Genomic DNA, 20,101 nt, shown 5'->3' with positions numbered 1-20,101 from the left:
AAGCCCGCTATCTTTGCCGGGCAAGGGGGCGGCATGCTGAACATCGTCTGGTTCAAACGCGATCTGCGGGTGCAAGATCATGCCGCGCTGGTGCAGGCCGCGCGGCAAGGTGCGGTGCTGCCGATCTATATTGCCGAGCCTGAGTTGTGGGCGCAGCCCGATGCCTCGGCCCGGCAGTGGGAGTTTGCCGCCGAATGTCTGGCCGCGCTGCAGAAGGACCTTGCGCGCCTTGGCCAGCCGCTGCGCCTGTTCACGGGCGATGCGGTTCACGTTCTGCAACAGATCGCTGGGCAGCACCGTGTCGCCGGGTTGTGGAGCCATGAAGAGACCGGGAACCGCTGGACGTTTGACCGTGACCGCCGTGTTGCAGCTTGGGCGCGGCAGGCCGGGATCGTCTGGCATGAACTGCGCCAGACCGGCGTGATCCGCAGGCTGAAATCACGCAACGGCTGGGCCAAGGCTTGGGATGCCGACATGGCTTTGCCGGTGACCGCCGCTCCCACCGGGTTGCGTGGCCCGCAGGACACGTGGCCGACGCGCCTCCCATCGGCCCGGGAACTGGGCCTGCCCGATGACCCCTGTCCGCACCGACAACCGGGCGGGCGGCGTGCCGCGGTGCAGACACTCGACAGTTTTCTGGCCCGTCGCGGCCGCGACTATCGCTTTCAGATGTCCAGCCCGGTGACGGCCTTTGATGCCAGTTCGCGCCTGTCACCGCATTTGGCTTGGGGGACCATATCTTTGCGCGAAGTGGCCCAAGCCACGGATGCACGGCTGCGCAGCCTGCCTGATACCCCGGAGGGCAGACGGTGGCGCGGCTCGATGATCTCGTTTTCCGGGCGTCAGCACTGGCATTGCCACTTCATGCAAAAGCTGGAGGACGCGCCCCGGCTGGAGTTCGAGAACCTGCATCACGCCTATGACGGGCTGCGCCCTGATGTGGCCGATCCGGTGCGGCTAGCGGCCTATGTGGCGGGGGCCACGGGTTATCCCTTCGTCGATGCCTGCCTGCGGGCACTTCGGGATCATGGCTGGATCAATTTTCGCATGCGGGCGATGCTGGTCTCGTTCGCGTCCTATCAGCTTTGGCTGCCGTGGCGCGCCACCGGCCTGCATCTGGCCCGCCAGTTTGTCGACTACGAACCCGGCATCCACTGGCCGCAAGTCCAGATGCAATCCGGCACCACCGGCATCAACACGATGCGCGTCTACAACCCCGTGAAGCAGGCCTACGATCAGGACCCGACCGGCCAGTTCGTGCGCCGGTTCGTGCCGGAACTGGCCAGCGTTCCCGACGCCTTCGTTCACGAACCGTGGCTTTGGCCGGGCGCCTCATGTTTGGCCTATCCCACCCCGATCGTTGCCCATCTTGCCGCTGCACGGGTGGCACGGGAGGCGCTTGCCGCCCTGCGCAAGACGCCGCAGCATCAATCCGAGGCGGCGGCGATTGCCCACAAGCACGGCAGCCGCAAGTCAGGCCTGCCGATGACCGGACAACCGCGCAACCGCGCGTCCCAAAGCAGCGATGCTGGGCAATTGACGTTGAAGTTCTGACACCCCCGGAGCGCGCATGGCCAAGATGATCAAGAAGACCAACCTGCCGCAAAAGATCTGCGCAACCTGTGGCCGACCGTTTTCCTGGCGCAAGAAATGGGAGCGGGACTGGGGCGAGGTCAAATACTGCTCTGACAAATGCCGGGGTGGCAAGCCGGGCTGAAGGCCGGTCCTTCCACGGATCGGCCCTGCAGCGTCCCGGCATGTGTCTGGGCTGCGTCCGCACTTGGCCGGGCGCGGATCTGGCGCGCTGGGTCTTGGCCAGTCCGGGGCATGGCGTCGGGATAAAATCAACCGTTCACATCTGCCGCAGCGTGACCCGGATCAAGGCGGGTCTGCGCCGCAAGGGTCATGGTTGGGGAACGGCCGCATGATCGGCATTTGCGTGAAAGGAAACGTGTCATGGCATCGCAGGATCAGTCCGACGGCAAGGGTCCCATAGCGGCATGGACCGAAGCGCGGACCCCGCGTGTGTACGAGATGTTGAACCGAACCGCACGCGCCAGCATGGCGGAGGTGACGTTGGGAATTGCGCCGACGGCGGTGACCTCGGCATTTCAGGATTGGGCGGCACATATCGCAAGCGCGCCGGGAAAACAGCTGGAACTCGGGCATCGGGCGTTTTGCGACGCCGTGGCGCTGGCGGGATTTGCAGGGGCCAGCGCGCTGGGGGCCGCCCCGACAGCCCAGTTCGCTCCGCAGCCGCAGGACCACAGGTTTGATGCGCCCGAGTGGCAGAAATGGCCGTTCAATCTGTTCGCCCAGACCTTTCTGGCGCAGGAAAGCTGGTGGTCCGCCGCATTGACCGATGTTCCCGGCGAGACCGGGGCGCATGAAGGGGTCGCGGATTTCGTCATGCGGCAAATGCTGGACACGCTGTCGCCCGCGAATTTTCCAGCGACCAACCCCGAAGTGCTGGCAACCACCGTCGCACAGGGCGGGCAGAACCTGCTGCGCGGGGCCTCTTTGCTTGCCGCCGATGTGGCGCGCGGGCTGACCCATGAAAAGCCGGCCGAACTTGAGGCGTTTCAGGTGGGCCGCGACATGGCGATCACCCCCGGCAAAGTGGTTTTCCGCAACCGGCTGATCGAGTTGATCCAGTATGCCCCGGCCACCGGCCTTGTACGCCCGGAACCGGTGCTGATCGTGCCGGCATGGATCATGAAATATTACATCCTGGACCTGTCACCCGCGAACTCCTTCGTGAAATTCCTTGTCGATCAGGGATTTACTGTCTTCATGATCTCATGGCTGAACCCATCAGAGGCCGATCGCGACCTGTCGATGGAAGACTACCGGTCTCTGGGTGTCATGGCGGCAGTTGGCGCGATCGAGGCGATCAGCGGATCGCAGCGGATCCACGGGCTGGGCTATTGTCTGGGCGGCACCCTTTTGGCCATTGCGGCGGCAGCCATGGGGCGCGATGGCGATGACCGCTTCAAGACCGTGACGCTGCTGGCCGCCCAGACCGACTTCACCGAAGCGGGCGAGTTGACGCTGTTCATCAATGAAGCGCAGGTCAGCTATCTTGAGGACATGATGTGGAAGCAGGGCTACCTTTCGACCGACCAGATGGGCGGCACCTTCCGCCTATTGCGCTCGGCCGATCTGATTTGGTCGCGGAATGTTCATGATTACTTGATGGGTGAGCCGGTTCGCATGACCGACCTGCTGGCGTGGAATGCCGATGGCACCCGGCTTCCCGCCACGATGCACGCGCAATACCTGCGCCAGTTGTTCCTGAAGAACGAACTGGCCGAGGGGCGGTATCATGTCGGGGCAAAACCGGTGACGGTGTCGGACATCCGCGCACCCCTGTTTGTGGTGGGGACCGAGGATGACCATGTTGCGCCATGGAAGTCGGTCTACAAGATCCACCTGATGGCGGACGCGGCGGTGACCTTCGTGCTGACCTCCGGCGGGCATAACGCCGGGATCGTCTCGGAACCCGGCCACAGGAACCGCCATTTCCGCATGGCCACGACGGCGGTTGACGCGCCCTACCGCGACGATCACGACTGGCTGGCAGAGACAGCGCCGCAAGACGGATCCTGGTGGCAGGCGCTGGCGAATTGGTTGGCTGCACGGTCCGGCGCCGCGGCTGTGCCGCCGCCCTTGGGACCTGAGGGAAAGGCGCTGTGCGATGCGCCCGGCACCTATGTTATGCAGGCATGAGGGCAGGACGATGAAGAAAGAACACCAGTTCCATTTCTGGTACTTTGCCGTGGCCCTCGTGGCTCTTTTGGTGTTTCAGGCTTGGTATCAGGGGCTGGCCAACACGCAGGCCATTCCCTACAGCCAGTTCCTTGACCTGCTGAAGAAGGGGGGCGTCGCCGAGGTTCAGGTCGACCCCGAACAGATCCGTGGCGCGTTCAAGACCCCCGGCAAAGGGCCCGAAAATTTCGTCACGAATATCGTGCCGAAGGATCTGGCCGATGTGCTGCAGGCGGCGGGCGTCACGTTCGACGGAACCGTCCAGAACACATGGATTTCTACCCTGCTGGGCTGGATCGTGCCGTTGATCCTGATCATGGGGTTCTGGATGTTCCTGTTGCCGCGCATGGCGGAACGTCAGGGTTTGGGCGGCATGATGGCGGTCGGCAAATCCAAGGCCAAGGTTTATGTCGAAAAGGACACCGGCGTGACCTTCGACGATGTGGCCGGGGTGGACGAGGCGAAGGCAGAACTGAAAGAGATCGTCTCGTTTCTGCGCGAACCGCAGAAATTCAACCGTCTGGGCGCGCATATCCCGAAAGGCATCCTGCTGACCGGCCCGCCCGGCACCGGCAAGACCTTGTTTGCCCGCGCGATTGCCGGTGAGGCGAAGGTGCCGTTCTTCTCGATCTCGGGCTCGGAATTTGTCGAGATGTTCGTGGGGGTCGGTGCCGCCCGGGTGCGCGATCTGTTCGACCAAGCCCGCAAGGCCGCGCCCTGCATCATCTTCATCGACGAACTGGATGCGCTTGGCATGCGGCGCGGCGTTGGGGGATTTGGCGGCCATGACGAAAAGGAGCAGACGTTGAACCAGCTTCTGGCCGAACTGGATGGCTTTGATCCGCGCGACGGCATCGTGCTGCTGGCGGCCACCAACCGGCCTGAAATCCTTGACCCAGCCCTGCTGCGGGCGGGCCGCTTTGACCGGCAGGTGGTGGTGGATCGGCCCGACAAGACCGGTCGCGCCGCCATTCTGCGGGTGCACCTGAAGAAGATCACCGTGGCGCAGGATCTGGACGTGGACGCGGTCGCTGCCCTGACCCCCGGTTTTACCGGTGCGGAACTGGCCAATCTGGTGAACGAGGCCGCCATTCAGGCCACACGTCGCGGTGCGCAAGCCGTCGAGATGGCCGATGTCACTGCCGCCGTCGAGCGCATCGTCGCCGGGATGGAGCGCAAGGGTCGTCTTCTGAACCCCACCGAGCGCCACGCCGTTGCCTGTCACGAGATGGGCCATGCGCTGGCTGCGGCCTCGTTGCCGGGGGCAGATCAGGTGCACAAGGTCTCGATCATCCCACGCACCGTGGGGTCGCTGGGCTATACCATGACCCGCCCGACCGAGGACCGGTTCCTGATCAACCGCCATGATCTGGACGATCGGCTGATCGTACTGATGGCAGGCCGCGCCGCCGAAGAGCTGGTGATCGGAGACATCTCGACCGGGGCGGCCGATGATCTGGCCCATGCCACCGACATCGCCCGTCAGATCGTCACCCGGTTTGGCATGTACGCGGGTCTGGGGCAGGCCGTGCTGGAACCGGACCGTGGCGGCTTTCTGGGCGACGCTCCCGGTTCCTTCAGCCCGCGCGACCATTCAGAAGCGACGGCCCGCGAGGTGGATCTGGCGATCCGCGACATCATCGGTGTGGCCTATGACAAGGCCAAGGCGCTTCTTGCCAGCCGCCGTGTGGATCTGGATGCCGGGACGGTTCTACTTCTGGAACACGAAACCATCACCCCCGCAGATTTCCCGCCGCTGTCGCGCAAGGATGCCGGCGGCGTCCGGGCGCAGTAGGCCAGCCGCCACGGCCAGACACGGGGCCCGATGGTCTGGCATACCATGTCAGGCAGCGGCTTGGCGCGCGCGGGCTTGCGCTGGAGCGTCCCTTTGCAGAGCGGACGATGGAGTGCGATTTGTCGGGCGAAAGCGAGACGTGGCAGGGCCAGCCGGTCGCCTGCGCCCTGCGAGGATTGATTTAGCTGCGACCGTGGGCAGAAAACTGGACCGGGCGGCATGATTCGACTTAAGGTCGCTTTAGAGTGAAAGACCCTATGCGTTTCAGACAACCGAAATTTTGCGGGCTCAGCACCTGTTTGGATTTTGCGGTGCGCCTGGCAGACAGAACAGGGATCCATTGCCATGTCCGTCATCACGGTCACAACCACCAACGATAGTGCAACCACTGGCCAACTGACGCTGCGACAAGCCGTGGCCCGGGCGGCGGACGGCGATACCATCGTCTTTGCGCACGGGCTGTTTGGCGGGGTTGAACTGACCCGGAACCTTGCCATCACCAAGTCGATCACCATCGAGGGCCAGCTTGGCAATGCCACGTTGGGTGGCTCGCTGTTCATGGGCGGGTCGCAGGGGTCGATCATCGTGCGGGCCGGGGCGGATGTGAAGATCGCGCATATTCAGGTGGTCGGCGGGACCAACGGTGCTGCCGGCCTGAACGAGGGTCCGGCGGGGGGGGCGGGGGACAACGGAACCGATGTGCAGAACCATGGCACCGATGGCGGAGACGGCGAGAATGGCGGGAAAAGCACCTCTCCGGGGTTCATCGGCAACCCGGCACTCATCAATCAGGGCCATCTGACGCTGGACCATGTTGCCGTATCGGGCAGCGCCAACGGTGGATCGGGGCGCAATGGCGGCGAGGGGGGCCGGGGCGGCGATGGCGGCGGCGGCTCGGTCAGTGCGGGCGACGGCGGGATTGGCGGCGATGGCGGCCGCGGGTCGAACGGCGCATCGGCGGTGGGTGGCATTCTGAACGAAGGCACGCTGGTGCTGCACGATTCGGCGCTGCGCTTCTGCTTTGCCGAAGGCGGCGCGGGCGGTGACGGCGGGCGCGGTGGCGACGGGGGCAATGGCGGCAATGGCGGGACCGGGGGAACTGGGGGCAATGGCGGCGCGGGTGGCAACGGTGGCAGCGGCGGGGCGGGCATCGCAGGCATCCTGAACAACGGCACAGTGCTGATCGAGGGCGCGGCGTTGTCTTACGGCAACAGCGCGCAGGGCGGTGCCGGTGGTGCGGGCGGCCTTGCCGGCGAAGGCGGGGCCGAGGGTCACACGGGCGGCGGTGGCGGCTTTGGTGCGGCCGGCTCTGACGGGACCGCGGGCGCTACCGGATCAACCGGATCCGGCGCGATCTATGCCGGGGCCGGTCCGACCGGCGGCAGTCTGGGCGGCGGGGCCTTTTTCGAGTGGCTGGGCGTGCCACAACAAGCCTCGACCATCAGCGGCCCCGCCTCGGGCGGGACCTCGTTTCGCGATTTCACGCTGGTCGTGCCGCGCGAGGGTCAGATCACGACCACTGACACCGTCCACTGGAAGGTCAGCGGGGCGGGTCTGATCGGCGCGGACTTCGTGGGCGGCGCCCTGCCCGGCGGCACTTTGACCTATGCCGAGGGCGTGAATTCCGCCTTTCTGAGCTTTCACTTCACCAATGCATTCGCCTTCACCGGGTCGATGACCTTCAAGGTGACGCTGTTCAGCCCCAGCGCCAATACGGTGCTCGGCTCGCAAAAGATATTCACCGAAACGCTTTATGCGGCAACTGCCGGGTCGGACACGCTGAACGGTACCGCCGGATCCGATCAGCTGGACGCCGGCAAGGGCAGCGATCTTGTCTCAGGGCTGGATGGCGCGGACAATCTGGTCGGCGGGCTGGGGCGCGACACATTGAAGGGCGGCACCGGGGATGACACCCTGATCGGCGGTGGTGGCAAGGATGTGTTGAATGGCGGGGCCGGCGCGGACAGATTCATCTTTTACAGTGGCGACAGTTCGTCCAGTTCCGCGGACCGCATTCAGGATTTCCACCATGGACAGCATGATGTGATCGCATTCTCGTTTCCAAGCTTGCACTTCATCGGGACCACGGCCTTTGGCGGCACCGCGGGCGAGATCCGCTATGACAGCGTTGGCAACGAGGTGCATGTTCTGCTGGACACGAACGGCGACAAGGTGGCGGATTCCATGGTGATCCTTACCGGGCTGCACACCCTTGTGGCGGCCGATTTCGGGCTTTGATCGCATCGGGCTTTGATCGCACAAGGGCACAGGAACGTGGGCCAAAGACAGATGGCCCCGATCCATAGCTTCAGGTCATGTCACCGGAAAGAAGCGGTTGTCCGGTCTTGGCAAGCCCAGATGGTCCCGCAGGGTGAAGCCCTGATACTCCGTGCGGAACAGACCCCGGCGTTGAAGTTCCGGCACCACCTTGTCCACAAAGGCATCCAGCCCATCGGGCAGATGCGAGAACATGATGTTGAAGCCATCGGCGGCACCGGTTTCAAACCAGTCTTCCATCTGGTCAGCGATGGTCTGCGGCGTTCCGACAAAGCCCGACCCGCCATAGCCACCCAGGCGCTGCGCCAGTTGGCGCACCGTCAGACCCTCGGTCCGGGCCAGATCAACCACCCGCTGCCGACCGCTTTTTGAGGCATTGGTCTCGGGGATGTCGGGCAAGGGACCGTCCGGATCAAAAGCGCGGGCGTCTTGACCGATAGCGATGGACAGGGCGGCCACGGAACTGTCGAAATGCACCAGACTGTCCAGACGGGCGCGGATGTCCTGAGCCTCGGCCATGTTATCCCCCACGACAACGAAGGCACCGGGCAGGATCTTGAGGTGATCGGGATTGCGCCCTGCCGCACTGGCTCGCGCTTTGACGTCAGCGTAGAAGGCCTGCGACTGGGTCTTTGATCCGCCCGCCGCAAACACCATTTCGGCAGTCTCCGCCGCCAGTTGCCGTCCGTCGTCCGAGGCGCCGGCCTGCACGATCACCGGCCAGCCCTGCGGCGGGCGGGCGATGTTGAGCGGGCCGCGCACGGAAAACGCTGGTCCGGAATGATCCAGGATATGCATGCGGGCAGGGTCGAAGAACAGGCCACTCTCTGTATCCCGGGTAAAGGCATCTTCGGCGAAGCTGTCCCACAGGCCGGTCACGACGGCGTGGTATTCCCGGGCACGGCGATAGCGGGCCGCATGTTCAGGCTGTTCGGACATGCCGAAGTTCAGTGCAGCATCGGGGTTGGCGGTGGTCACGATGTTCCAGCCCGCCCTGCCCTTGCTGATATGGTCAAGCGACGCAAAGCGGCGGGCCAAGGTATAGGGCGGCTCGAAGGTGGTTGATGCCGTGGCGATCAGGCCGATCCGTTCGGTCACCATCGCCAAAGCAGGCAGCAGGGTCAAAGGATCAAACGAGGTGACCGTGTGGCTGCGCTTCAACGCCTCGATCGGCATGTTCAGAACAGCCAGATGGTCGGCCATGAAGAAAGCGTCGAACTTGCCCGCCTCCAGCTTGCGGATCAGTTTGACCAGATGTTCCAGATTGAAATTCGCATCGGCCCAAGCCCCGGGGTAGCGCCAGGCCCCGGTGTGGATCGTGGTGGGCCGCATGAAAGCGCCGAGGTGCATGCGTCGTCTGGCCATGGCAAAGGTCCCCTGTGACAGCTTGTCTTACCTCGAAGGGTCAAGTGCCGCCTAGGATTTCTTGTGCTGCAGAAAGAACCGCACCATCTGGCGCGAAGCGTCCGGGCCAAGGGCGTCGGTGTAGCTGCCTGCCGGGTCGCCACCGGACCACGCATGGCCAGCCCCCTCGATCTGCCAGTGTTCGGCAAGACTGCGGCCATCGGCATGCAGATGCGCTGTGGCGCGATAGGGGCGGCCACCGTCCGAAATGCCTGATCGGCTGACCTCTTGCAGGCCGGGCATGGTGTGCAGCGCCTGGGCCAGTATGGCTGATCCGTTCCTTGGGTGCACCGTGGAGTCCGCCAGACCGTGAAAGACGATGGTCGGCACGACGGCCTTGTGCGGTCTGCTGGTCGAACCATTTCGCATGGCAGCGAAGGCCGAGGGGATGTCATGCGCACTGCCCGCCGGCAGGCCGGAATGGGCGCAAACGGCACTGAAAAGGTCCGGATAGGCTGCCGCCACCAGAACGGCCGCAGCACCACCCGCCGACAGTCCGGCAACATAGACCCGGGCGGGATCTGCCCGGTGATCGCGCAGAATGTCCCGGGTCAGGCCGGCGATCAGGGCAGGCTCGCCACGGTCACGCGCCTGATCTTCAGGGCGATACCAGTTCCAGCATTTCTGGGCATTCGCCCCGGAGGGTTGGGCCGGATAGGCGATCAGGTAACCAAGCTCCTCGGCCACGACATTCATGCCGGTGCCGGCCGCGAAGTCTTCCGGCGTCTGGGTACAGCCGTGCAGCATCACAATTAGGGGCATCGGGGCTGCGGGACGTTTGGCTGGCACATAAAGCCTGTAGTCCCGACTGCCATGGGTCCCGGCGTGGGTCAGGGTCAGGAACTGTGCGCCCGGCGGTATCGGGATTTTGGCTGCGGACGCAGCCCCCCGGGCAGGCATGCCACCGGCTGCGATCCGGCGCAGCGTTTCGGCCAGCGGGGCGCGGCTTTTCAAAGGCGGCGCAGCAGGCCGTATTGCCTTGGCCAGCAGGATCTGTGGTTCGGGCCCTTGGACATGCCCGTCAATCTCTGCAGGCGGTGCCGGGCGCAGCAGAGACTGGATCAGGGTCGTCGCCTCTTGCAACTTGCCGGACCGGGTCAGGTCCGCGGCCTTGGCCATGCCCCGCTTGAAAGGAGTGTTCATGTCGCGCTTTCTATCAAAGAAGGTCAGGTGATCCGGTCGGCCAAGGCCGCCTTGACGGCATCGCTGGCCTGCAGCGCGCCCAGAACGTTCAACGCGGCGATGGTGCTGCGGGCAAGGTCGGCGGGAATATCCGGCGCCACAACGGCCAGTCCCAGAACCCGAATGTCCAGCATCTGTCCCGCCGCAGCCACCGCCGCCAATTCGGCGCGGGTGATGCGGCGCACACCCAGATCGACGCTTTTGCGTGTCACGAGGTGCCGTATCGTCTCGGCGTGGCGTTCAAGCTGGTTGCGGATCGCCGTGCGGATGAAGTCGCTGCGGTTGGAATAGAAGCCTTCCTGCACCAAAAGCTCGATCTGGCCCAGATCCACGTAGCCCAGATTGATCGTCAGCTTTTCCGAGTCAGGCGATTTGGAAAGCGGGACCACCGTTGGTTTCGACATTAGGACTCCATATGCCATCCGTATGGATGGGATATGGATGTCTATTTTGGCGAAACAATGGCATCCGCCAACTATTTCACACCTGCAGGCCCATCCCTTCGACCGAAAGCCTTGCCCGGCCGCACGTGTGCTTGGCCTGATCCGGGATGGCCCAGTCATCTGAAGTTCTGCCGCAGATTTGCAACTGAGGGGCCCGGCGCTATGTTGGTCGTGAAGGGGGAGGTTTCATGCTGATTGTCACAGACGAAACCCTGGTCAATCGCGGCGCCCTTGAGACCAGCAGCCTGCCGAAGAAGTTCCTCGGCCGGGTTGTGCTGGTGCCGCGTGGGGCCGGGCTTGGGGTCTGGCTGCGGCTGATCGTCGAGGTTCAGGCGCTGCGTTACATGGTGACGCTGCTGCCTTTCGGCTTGGCGCCGTTGTTCTTCCGCAATCTTGCGATGCCCGTGATGGAAGCGCCGGCCCTGATGTTGATGTGGGTCTCGGTGATCGAGTTGCGGGTGCTTCGGCTGTCAAAGCCTGCGCGGGCCGGCGTGATCAGCGCCGACGAGGCTGCGCGGCGGCTGGACATCCTGACCTTCCGGGCCCGGGCCTGCCTGCGCCGCATCGCGGCCCGGCATGAGATTGCCGAGGGCACCTTGCGTCTGGTGATCGAACAGTCCGAATTGGCCCGAATTCGGCCCCTGACCTTGGTCTCGGTGCAGACCGAAACGCCGGAACCGCACCTGCCGCCGCTTGACGCCAAGGATCGCGCCGTGCTGGACGAGGCGCTGTTTGACGCCGCGTTTACCGAACGCGACCTTTTGGCGGTCAACCACCGCGACGATGTCTACCTGCGCAACATCGCCCAAGAGGCGCGCGCCGTCTCGGCCCATGCCCGGCTGGCGGCATTCCTAGAGAAGCGGGCGGTGGAGGCATGAGTGTCAACGCCACGACCGTATCGGCCGGTGAAGCGTTGCGGGTGCTGGAGGCGGGCTGGGCCGCGCAGGCCGCCGGCGGGCTGACCGTCTCGTGGATGCTGCATGGACGCCCCGGCGTGGGCAAGACCGAACTGGTCCAAACCCTGGCCCAGCGGATCGGGGCCGACCTTTTCGACCTGCGCCTGACCACGATCGAGCCGCAGGACCTGCGCGGGTTGCCCTTCTTTGACCACGACAGCAAAAAGACCGTCTGGTACCGCCCCGAGGATTTGCCGGACACTGACAACCCCGCGATCCTGTTTCTGGATGAGTTGACCGCCGCCGCCCCTGCCCTGCAGCCGACCGTCTATGGATTGCTGCAGGAACGCAGGGTGGGCCGCCATCGCCTGCCCGCCAGCGTGATGATTGTGGCCGCCGGCAACCGGGTTGAGGATGGTGCGATCGCTTATGACATGGGCACCGCGCTCAGCGATCGCTTGATCCATATGATCGTGCAGGCCAATGCCGAAGACTGGGTCAAGACTTACGCCTTGCCCGCCGGCATTCATCCGACAGTCGCGGCCTTCATCCGCACACGCCCCGACCTGCTGGAGACCACCGAGGACAGCCTGCGCCGGGGGCAGATGATCGCCTGCACCCCGCGCAGCTGGACGCGTGTCAGCCGCATTATGGGCTCGGTGCCAGACCGGGGCCTGCGACAGGTGATGATCGCGGGAACCGTCGGCTTGGCCCCGGCCGCTGAATTCGCCCTGCTGGCGGACGAGATCGCGGCCACGGTGCAGATTGACGCGATGCTGGCCGCACCGCGCCGCGACCGGGCGGCGCTTTATCCACGCACGCTACATGGTCTAACCGCGCTGGTTTACGGTCTGGTGGGGGTGGCAAACAGCGAAACCCTGCCCTCCGCCATCGAGATCCTTGCGGATCTGCGGGGGCTGGGCGGTCTGGCGCACAGCGGCTTGCCGATCAGCGAATTGGCCAGCTTCGGCTTCGAGTTGCTGATCGGCCGCGCCTTCAAGCTGGGGTTGCAAGAGGCTTTCGCCACCTCCGAGGCCTATGCCAGCTATGCGGCCGAACGCCGGGCCGCCGGTTTGCCGTGACCAACCCGTCGCCCCGCGCCGCCCGTGCGCTGGCGCATCTGGGCGAGGTTGACTCGGCGCTGGCGGTACTGGCGCTGTGGTGCCGCCACCGCGACGGAGGCGGGATGACCCGAACCGAGGAAGATGTGATCACCTATGGCCCCGCCTTCGAAGCGTTGGGTCTTCCACACCAGGTGGGCCTTGTGGCCCATCACGTCCTGCATGTGGCGCTGCGCCATTCCGCCCGCATGGCCGCGCTGGCCGAGCGTTTGGGAGGGGCCTTCGACAAAACGCTGTTCGGCCTCGCCGCCGATGGGATCATCAACGAAACCCTGATCCTTGCGGGCCACCCGATCCCGCGCCCTGCGGTCACGCTGACCGATCTTTTGGCCGAAGCCGGGCTGGCCGAGACCAGTGCCGTCGCGGCGCTGGAGCGTTGGGATGCCGACCGTCTGGCAATGGCGTTGCACCGCGATCCCAAACGCGCGGAACGGCTGCGCAAATGGGGCCAGACGCGGGGATTTTCCGTTGATCTGGGCGCAGGCAATCCGCAAGACGATGGCAAAGGCCCATCCCCCTCGGACTGGCGCAACCATGTCCTGCGCGCCTTCGAAGCGGGTCGCAAGGCCGGCAGCGGCATCGGGCGGCTGGGGGCGATCCTGGCCGATCTTGCACCGGACACCGTGCCATGGGAGGTTCATCTGCGCGGTCTTCTGGCACAGGCGCTGACCGAACGCCCGCGCCCCAGTTGGCGCAGGCCCTCTGGCTCATGGGTCGCCCGCATGGCCGAGGCCGGACGCACGGGCGGCCCGGTTCCGGTGTTCGAGCCGGGGCGTCAGCGGATGGATCATCGCCCGCGGATCGTGATCGGCCTTGACACATCCTCGTCGATCGACGCCCAGACCCTTCGCCTGTTTTCCGCCGAAGCCGAGGCGATTGCCCGCCGCACCGGCGCCGAGGCGCATCTTCTGGCCTTTGACGAAACGGTCTTTGCCGAGGCGCGGCTGGACCCCAGCGGCTGGGCCGGATTGCGCGATCTGCCGCTGCGCAGCGGAGGTGGCACCGATTACCGTGACCTGTTCCAAAGAGCTGCGGCGCTGCGTCCGTCCATCGCCGTGATCCTGACGGACCTTGACGCGCCGCTGCCGCCCAAGCCGGGGTTTGACGTGCTTTGGGCGATACCGGGTGCGGTACCCGACACGGCCTATGGCCACATCCTGCGGATTGGCGACGGCTGATAGCGGCAATCTGCCAGAGGATCACGACGGGAAAAGTGCCATGGCCTGCTTGCGCCGAATGGCCGGATCGGACCGGGCCTTTAGGCTGTCGGCGTGCCGCGTCACGGGCAGCGTAAACCGCAGGAATTGACGCCGATCATGGCCTAAGACCGCGCCAACAGCGGACCGGTCTGCGCCAGACCACGGGCGACGGTGGGGCGGCAATCTGGCGGATTCTGGGTCATGTGGCGGGGTCTGCCTTGACCCTGAAGACAAGGCAATAAAGTGCGGGCACGAACAACAGCGTCAGCAACGTGCCGACGATGATGCCCCCCATCATGGCATAGGCCATCGGCCCCCAGAAGACCTGCCGCGAGATCGGGATCAACGCCAGGCTCGCCGCCGCCGCCGTCAGCAGGATCGGGCGCGCCCGGCTGTCGGTCGCATCAAACACCGATTGCCAGCGCGACAGACCGTGGTGCTGCAACGCCTCGATCTCGTGCACCAGAATGATGGAGTTGCGGATCAGGATGCCCATCAGCGCCAGCACACCCAGAATGGCCACGAAGCCCAAAGGCGCGCCAGACGCCAGCAGTGCCCCCACCACGCCAATCAATCCCAAGGGCGCCACCGCCAGCACAACGAAACTGCGCCGGAAGCTTTGCATCTGCACCATAACCAAGGACACCATGATCAGCAGCATGATCGGCACCACCGCGATGATCGGCGCCTGACTTTCCGCGCTGCTTTCAACCGAGCCGCCGATTTCCACCACATATCCGGGTGGCAGCGTGGCGGCGAAAGCGTCAATCTTCGGCTGCAGGTCGGTGGCGATGGTGGCGGGCTGATCCTGGGTGACCACGGCCGCCTTGACCGTGACAGTGGGCACACGGTTACGCTGCTGGATGATCGGCTGTTCCAGCGCCCAGTCGAGCGTTGCAAAGGAAATCAGCGGGATCGGCTGGCCCGCCGCGTTGCCCAGTTGCAGGTTCTGCAACGAGGCGACGGAAGACCGGTCGGTATCACTGCCCCGCGCCACCACGTCGATCAGGGTCTTGCCCTCGCGCAGTTCAGTGACGGTGACGCCGTCAAACAGGGTATACAGCGCGTGGGCGACATCGGTCTGGGTCAGCCCCAACTGGCGCAGCTTGTCCTGATCCAGCACCACCCGGGCAACGCGGGCCGGTTCGTTCCAGTTCTCGGTGATCATGTCCAGCCGCGGGTCAGCGGCCAGAACAGCCGCCAGATCCCGGCCCAAATCGCTGACCTTGTCCGGATCCGGTCCGGACAGGCGGTATTGCACGGGTTTGCCAACCGGCGGCCCAAGTTCCAGATACTTGGCGAAGATATCGACGCCGGGCAGGGTCTTGGAAAAGTCGCCCACCGCCGCCTTCAAGGCGTCGCGCGCAGCCAAATCGGGGGTCATCACCACGATCTGGCCGAAGTTGTCGGCCGGCGTAACCGCATCGAAGGCCAGGATGAAACGTGGCGCGGCCCGGCCGACATAGGTGCTCCAGTACGACGGCTCCTTGCGGGAGGCGAGCCAGCCATCCAATTGCGCCATCACCGCATCGGTGGACTTGAACGCAGCGTTCTGACGCAGCGTTACGTCGATGATCAGTTCTGGCCGATCCGAGGTGGGGAAGAACTGCCGCTCGACAAAGGTCATGCCGAACAGCGACAGGCCGAAAAGCACCAATGTGATGGCAACCGTCAGCCCCTTGGCGCGCATCGCCAGCCGAAGGATGCCGTGGAAGGCGTTGCGCACCCGCCCCGGTTCGCCCGAATGGTGCTTCATGGTCTTTGGCAGGAAGGTGATGCCAAGGATCGGCGCGAAGAGCACCGCCACCACCCAGGACAGCAGGAGCGAGATCACGATGACGTAGAACAGGGAAATCGTATACTCCCCCGCTGCCGAGGAATTCAGGCCAATCGGGATGAACCCGGCCATCGTCACCAAAGTGCCGGTCAGCATGGGAAATGCGATGGAAGACCACGCCGCACTTGCCGCCTTTTCAAGGCTTTCGCCGACCTCAAGCCGGGAAATCATCGTCTCGATCGAGATCATTGCATCGTCGACCAGAAGGCCAAGGGCGATGATCAGCGCGCCCAGCGAGATGCGCTGCAGGGTAATGCCCATCATGTCCAGCACGACAAAGGTCAGCGCCAGAACCAAGGGAATGGCCATGGTCACCACCAGCCCCGCCCGAAAGCCCAAAGACACGAAGCTGACCGCCAGCACGATCACCACCGCCTCGACGAGGGCGCGCAGGAAGTGGTTGACGGACTCCTCCACCACCTTGGGCTGATCGGCAACCTTGTGCATCTCGATCCCTACGGGCAGGGATGGCCCCATCCGGGCCATGACGCCGTCCAGAGCCGCGCCGAAGTTCTGGATGTTGGCCCCGGCGCGCATGCCGACGATCAGGCCAATCGCAGGCTGACCGTTGTAGCGGTAAAGTGCCTTGGCCGGGTCGACAAAGCCCGCCGTGACCGTGGCCACATCCGACAGGGCAAAGAACGTGTCCCCCACCCGCAGCGTCGTGGCCGCCAGTTCATCAGCCCCGGTGAAACTGCCCGAGACGCGGACCATCACCTTTTCCGCCTCGGTCCGGATCACGCCGGATGGCACGATGGCGTTCTGGCTGGCCAGGGTGTTCAGCACTGTCGTCGCATCCAGTCCCAGGGCCGCCAGACTCCGGGCCGAGAATTCCAGATAGATCACCGGGTCCTGTGTTCCCACCAGATCAACCTTGCCTGCGTCCTTCAACTGCAGGACGGCGGTCTGCACCGTCTCGGCCCAGTGCTTGGCTTCGGCGGGGGAATAGCCGTCATAGGTGAAGGCATAGATGTTGCCATAGACGTCGCCAAAGCTGTCATTGAAGCCGAAGCCCGCGAATTCCTTGGGGAAATCACCCTTGATGTCGTTCATCATGTTGCGGATGCGCTGCCATGTCGCCGTCACCGCCGCAGCCTTGGTGTCCGAGGTCAGTTCGACATAGACGGTCGCCACTCCCGGCAGGGTTTCCGAACGGGTGAACTTCAGGTTCTCAAGCTCTTGCAGCTTCTTTTCGATGCGCTCGGTGACCTGGGCGACCGTCTCTTCCGCCGTCGCACCCGGCAGGGCGGCCTGAATGATCATGGTCTTGATGGTGAAGGCCGGATCTTCCTCGCGCCCCATCGACAGATAGCCATAGGCGCCGGCAAGTAGCGAGACGAGGATCAAATACCAAAGGAACGACCGATGCCGCAGCGCCCAGTCCGACAGGTTGAAGCGCATCAGTCGGTCCCCGCATTTACAGAAGGGCCGACGCTTTGCCCCTCGACTAGCGAGTGCGCCCCCCTGACGACAATCTCATCTCCGGCAGCGATGCCGCCGGTCACCACAACGCGCTGGCCAAGGCTTTTGCCCAGCGTCACAGCCACAAGCGCAACCTTGCGCCCCGGGCCCACACGCCAGACCTGTGGCGCCGTTACGGTCCCTGTGATGGCGCTTGCGGGGAGGGTGACCACAGCGGCTGTCCTGGCCGCCAGCGTGGCCGAAATCAGACTGCCCAGCCGGTAGGACAGGGGCGGATCGCCAAGCGTCAGGTGAATCCGCCGGCTGCGGGTACCGGTGCCGGCAGAGGGCTCGATCCGGGCAAGAGTTCCTGTCACGGGCGCACTGCCGCGCCCGATGACGTCAAACGCATCGCCCAGCTTCAACAGCGCCAGAACGTCCGGCGGCACATCCAGCACGGCCTCGCGCCCGGTCAGGCCGGCCAGGGTCAGGATCGGGGTTCCCACCGAAACCACGGTGCCCGGATCCACCAGCGTGGCGGTGACGATGCCATCCATGGGCGCTGTCAGCGCACTGTAACCCGCCGCATCCTTGGCACGGGCCAGATCGGCTTCTGCCGCCGCCACGGCCGCCTCGGCCGTTGCCTGTCCGGCATGTGCGCTTTCCAGTTGGGCAGAGGTGGCCACGGCACGGTTCGCCAGTTCCTGTACCCGGGCAAAGCTTTGCGCGGCAAACTGCGCCCTTGCCCGGGCGCCCTGCAAGGCCGCTTCTGCAGCTGACAGGTCTTCGTTCAAGGTGACCTGATCCAACGTGGCCAGCGTGATCCCCGCGCTGACCTTGTCCCCTGCCGCGACCTTCAGCGTCGCGACGCGGCCCAGCGTCAGAAAGGCAAGGTTGGTGGTGACCTCGGCCTCGACTGTGCCAGTGAAACTGCGCGACTGCACAGGGCCGGGCGTGATGATTTCCGACACCACAGGACGGGCGGTCTCGGCCAGGGCAGGTTGGCACAGCAGGGCCAGCAGAACAGTAACCCGGCGCATCAGTTCCCCGCTTTCACCGGGACGACCACGCGGCCCGGAAACAGAAGTTGTGATCCATCCGTGACCACCATCGTCCCAGGCGCCAGTCCGCCCGACAGACGCACGCTGTCGCCGTCATAGGCGCTGACGGTCACCGGGATTTGCCGAACGGCCAGCGTTGAAGGCTCCACCATCCAGACCGCGGGGCTGCCTGCCATGGCGGTCAGTGCCGTCCATGGCAGGGTGATGGCCGGAACCTGCGGCACAGTCAGCCGCCCGACGACGGGCGTGCCAAAGACCACGCCTGCAGGTACGGAGCTGTCCAGTCGGGCCTTCACCACAACCGCGCCGGTATTGGGGTCAACCAGTGGCGAAATCTCGGTAATCGTGCCGGTCAGGGTCACATCGGATTGACCCACTGGGGTCAGCATGACCGTGTCGCCCAGAAAAGCCTCTAGATCGACACCATCGGGCGCGTTGAACACCGCGTCGAGTCCGGTATCCGCCGCGAGGGTCAGCACCTTTTGACCTGGGTTGACCACTTGTCCCGGCTCGACCACCCGCGCCGTCACCGTTCCGGCGCGGGGGGCGCGCAGAACCGTGTTGTCTTGCGCCGTCTGCGCCTTTGACAGTTGCGCCGCGGCCTGATCGCGGCTGGACTGGGCGGCCAACAGGCCCTTGGTTGCCGTATCGACATCCGCCCGCGTGCCAGCGCCGCGGCCCAGCAGGTCCTGCGCGCGGTCGCTGGTCTGCTGCGCCTCCCGCAGGGCAGCTTCGGCACCGTTGAGGCTGGCAAGCGCCGCGCGCTGCGCCGCATCGGCCTGCGTCGGATCCACGCGGGCCAGCTCTTGTCCGGCCACCACCCGGTCCCCTTCCTGTGCCGTGACCGAGATCACCCGGCCGCCTTGCGGGAAGGCCATAGGAAAGGCCTGGATCGCCTGCAGGGTTCCCGTCAGCGCAACCTCGGTCGAGGGCACGGCAAGAGCGGCGGTCACGACATGAACGGGCAATGGCTCCGCCGAGGCGGCAGCGGCGAGAAGTGCGAAACCAGCGGCAAGAAAAGTGCGTTGCATGAGGCCCCTGATCTTAAATAGCCGCCAGTATTTTCAGAATGGCAAATGCGTCAATAGATATGTACCACGCGCCCGCTCCGCCAAGCGGTCAATGGGCGGTGCGGTTGACCCAACTGACAGCATCGGCCAGAACCTGCCGGGTGGCGGCATCAAAGGCCGTCACCACGGCGAAAGTGTCGGCGCTGGCGGCGACCCCGGTGGCATCGAAGCGACGGGAGCCGATCAGGCGGCGGTCGTTCTCATTCAGCAGGGTGATCGTCAGGCCCACCCGGACCGGGGTTTGCCGGGTGGCCGCTGCCGGTGCCTCCGCCTCGAAATCGTTCACCTCGACCAGCGCGACGAAATCGGGCGTCAGCCCGGCCCCGTCACGGCCAACCAGCCGAAAGCCGCCCGCGTTCTGCAACGAGGCAACCAGCAGGGTCTGAACCAACTCTGGCACCGGATCGACCCAACGGCCCTTGGGCAGGTATTGCGCCTGAAGCGGTGTCGGCTTGATCAGGATGCGGTCGGTCATCAAGGCGCCACTTGCCGTGGGCAGTTCGACGACCAGATGGCGCGCGCCTGTCGCCGACTGCGTCATCGGCAGCGGCTGCAGCGTGTAGGCGTCCAACGGGGCAGAAGCCTGACCGACCGCGCTGCAGGCCGACAGGAGCAAAGCGAAAAACAGCGGGGGGCGGGTCATGTCA

At 64.9% G+C, this 20,101-nt stretch carries 15 protein-coding genes; 8 read left to right on the top strand and 7 right to left on the bottom strand.

Features of this window, described 5'->3' with window-relative positions; translation table 11 throughout:
* The first annotated feature begins 33 nt into the window (after positions 1-33).
* The 5 genes from AC1Y2B_RS14305 to AC1Y2B_RS14285 all read left to right on the top strand — a co-directional run bounded on the left by AC1Y2B_RS14305 (position 34) and on the right by AC1Y2B_RS14285 (position 7,801).
* Positions 34-1,554, top strand: coding sequence for an FAD-binding domain-containing protein (locus tag AC1Y2B_RS14305; RefSeq protein WP_482253782.1), 1,521 nt, complete (start codon positions 34-36; stop codon positions 1,552-1,554).
* Positions 1,555-1,570: 16 nt separating this feature from the next.
* On the top strand, positions 1,571-1,717 hold the full coding sequence (locus AC1Y2B_RS14300) for a DUF2256 domain-containing protein (protein WP_482253781.1): 147 nt from the start codon (positions 1,571-1,573) through the stop codon (positions 1,715-1,717).
* Positions 1,718-1,956: 239 nt separating this feature from the next.
* Entirely contained in the window at positions 1,957-3,729 is a 1,773-nt protein-coding gene (locus AC1Y2B_RS14295) for a PHA/PHB synthase family protein (RefSeq protein WP_482253780.1), read from the top strand.
* A gap of 10 nt (positions 3,730-3,739) precedes the next feature.
* Complete coding sequence (gene ftsH / locus AC1Y2B_RS14290) at positions 3,740-5,563, top strand: ATP-dependent zinc metalloprotease FtsH (protein WP_482253779.1); 1,824 nt, start codon at positions 3,740-3,742, stop codon at positions 5,561-5,563.
* 345 nt (positions 5,564-5,908) lie between these two features.
* On the top strand, positions 5,909-7,801 hold the full coding sequence (locus AC1Y2B_RS14285) for a calcium-binding protein (protein WP_482253778.1): 1,893 nt from the start codon (positions 5,909-5,911) through the stop codon (positions 7,799-7,801).
* Positions 7,802-7,876: 75 nt separating this feature from the next.
* Here AC1Y2B_RS14285 and AC1Y2B_RS14280 read toward each other — a convergent pair whose 3' ends face one another.
* From AC1Y2B_RS14280 to AC1Y2B_RS14270, 3 genes are read right to left on the bottom strand one after another with little or no spacing between them, the layout of a single operon-like run.
* Positions 7,877-9,205 (bottom strand): LLM class flavin-dependent oxidoreductase, encoded by a 1,329-nt coding sequence (locus AC1Y2B_RS14280; RefSeq protein WP_482253777.1) that lies wholly within the window; start codon positions 9,203-9,205, stop codon positions 7,877-7,879.
* A 51-nt stretch (positions 9,206-9,256) separates the two neighbouring features.
* The gene (locus AC1Y2B_RS14275) at positions 9,257-10,387 is read right to left on the bottom strand and encodes an extracellular catalytic domain type 1 short-chain-length polyhydroxyalkanoate depolymerase (protein ID WP_482253776.1); all 1,131 of its coding nucleotides are present in this window, start codon (positions 10,385-10,387) and stop codon (positions 9,257-9,259) included.
* A 23-nt stretch (positions 10,388-10,410) separates the two neighbouring features.
* Positions 10,411-10,830, bottom strand: coding sequence for a CopG family transcriptional regulator (locus AC1Y2B_RS14270; RefSeq protein WP_482253775.1), 420 nt, complete (start codon positions 10,828-10,830; stop codon positions 10,411-10,413).
* A 227-nt stretch (positions 10,831-11,057) separates the two neighbouring features.
* Between AC1Y2B_RS14270 and AC1Y2B_RS14265 the strand changes: the two genes are divergently transcribed.
* The 3 genes from AC1Y2B_RS14265 to AC1Y2B_RS14255 are packed head-to-tail and all read left to right on the top strand — an operon-like array spanning position 11,058 to position 14,064.
* On the top strand, positions 11,058-11,747 hold the full coding sequence (locus tag AC1Y2B_RS14265; RefSeq protein WP_482253774.1) for a hypothetical protein: 690 nt from the start codon (positions 11,058-11,060) through the stop codon (positions 11,745-11,747).
* Positions 11,744-12,847, top strand: a complete 1,104-nt coding sequence (locus AC1Y2B_RS14260; protein WP_482253773.1) for an AAA family ATPase — start codon at positions 11,744-11,746, stop codon at positions 12,845-12,847. Before AC1Y2B_RS14265 ends, AC1Y2B_RS14260 begins: the two co-directional genes overlap by 4 nt.
* On the top strand, positions 12,844-14,064 hold the full coding sequence (locus tag AC1Y2B_RS14255; RefSeq protein ID WP_482253772.1) for a vWA domain-containing protein: 1,221 nt from the start codon (positions 12,844-12,846) through the stop codon (positions 14,062-14,064). The genes AC1Y2B_RS14260 and AC1Y2B_RS14255 overlap by 4 nt, the downstream gene beginning before the upstream one ends.
* A gap of 220 nt (positions 14,065-14,284) precedes the next feature.
* Here AC1Y2B_RS14255 and AC1Y2B_RS14250 read toward each other — a convergent pair whose 3' ends face one another.
* From AC1Y2B_RS14250 to AC1Y2B_RS14235, 4 genes are all read right to left on the bottom strand, one after another.
* Entirely contained in the window at positions 14,285-17,323 is a 3,039-nt protein-coding gene (locus tag AC1Y2B_RS14250) for an efflux RND transporter permease subunit (protein WP_482253771.1), read from the bottom strand.
* The gene (locus tag AC1Y2B_RS14245) at positions 17,323-18,363 is read right to left on the bottom strand and encodes an efflux RND transporter periplasmic adaptor subunit (RefSeq protein ID WP_482253770.1); all 1,041 of its coding nucleotides are present in this window, start codon (positions 18,361-18,363) and stop codon (positions 17,323-17,325) included. Before AC1Y2B_RS14245 ends, AC1Y2B_RS14250 begins: the two co-directional genes overlap by 1 nt.
* Positions 18,363-19,415, bottom strand: a complete 1,053-nt coding sequence (locus AC1Y2B_RS14240; protein WP_482253769.1) for an efflux RND transporter periplasmic adaptor subunit — start codon at positions 19,413-19,415, stop codon at positions 18,363-18,365. Before AC1Y2B_RS14240 ends, AC1Y2B_RS14245 begins: the two co-directional genes overlap by 1 nt.
* Positions 19,416-19,503: 88 nt before the next feature.
* Positions 19,504-20,097: an ABC-type transport auxiliary lipoprotein family protein gene (locus AC1Y2B_RS14235; protein ID WP_482253768.1), complete on the bottom strand. Its 594-nt coding sequence runs from the start codon at positions 20,095-20,097 to the stop codon at positions 19,504-19,506.
* Positions 20,098-20,101: the final 4 nt, after the last annotated feature.

The sequence above is a fragment of the Stagnihabitans sp. genome (assembly GCF_964946895.1).
Note: the sequence above shows the minus strand (reverse complement) of the source record. Positions and strands in the feature narration are given on the sequence as shown.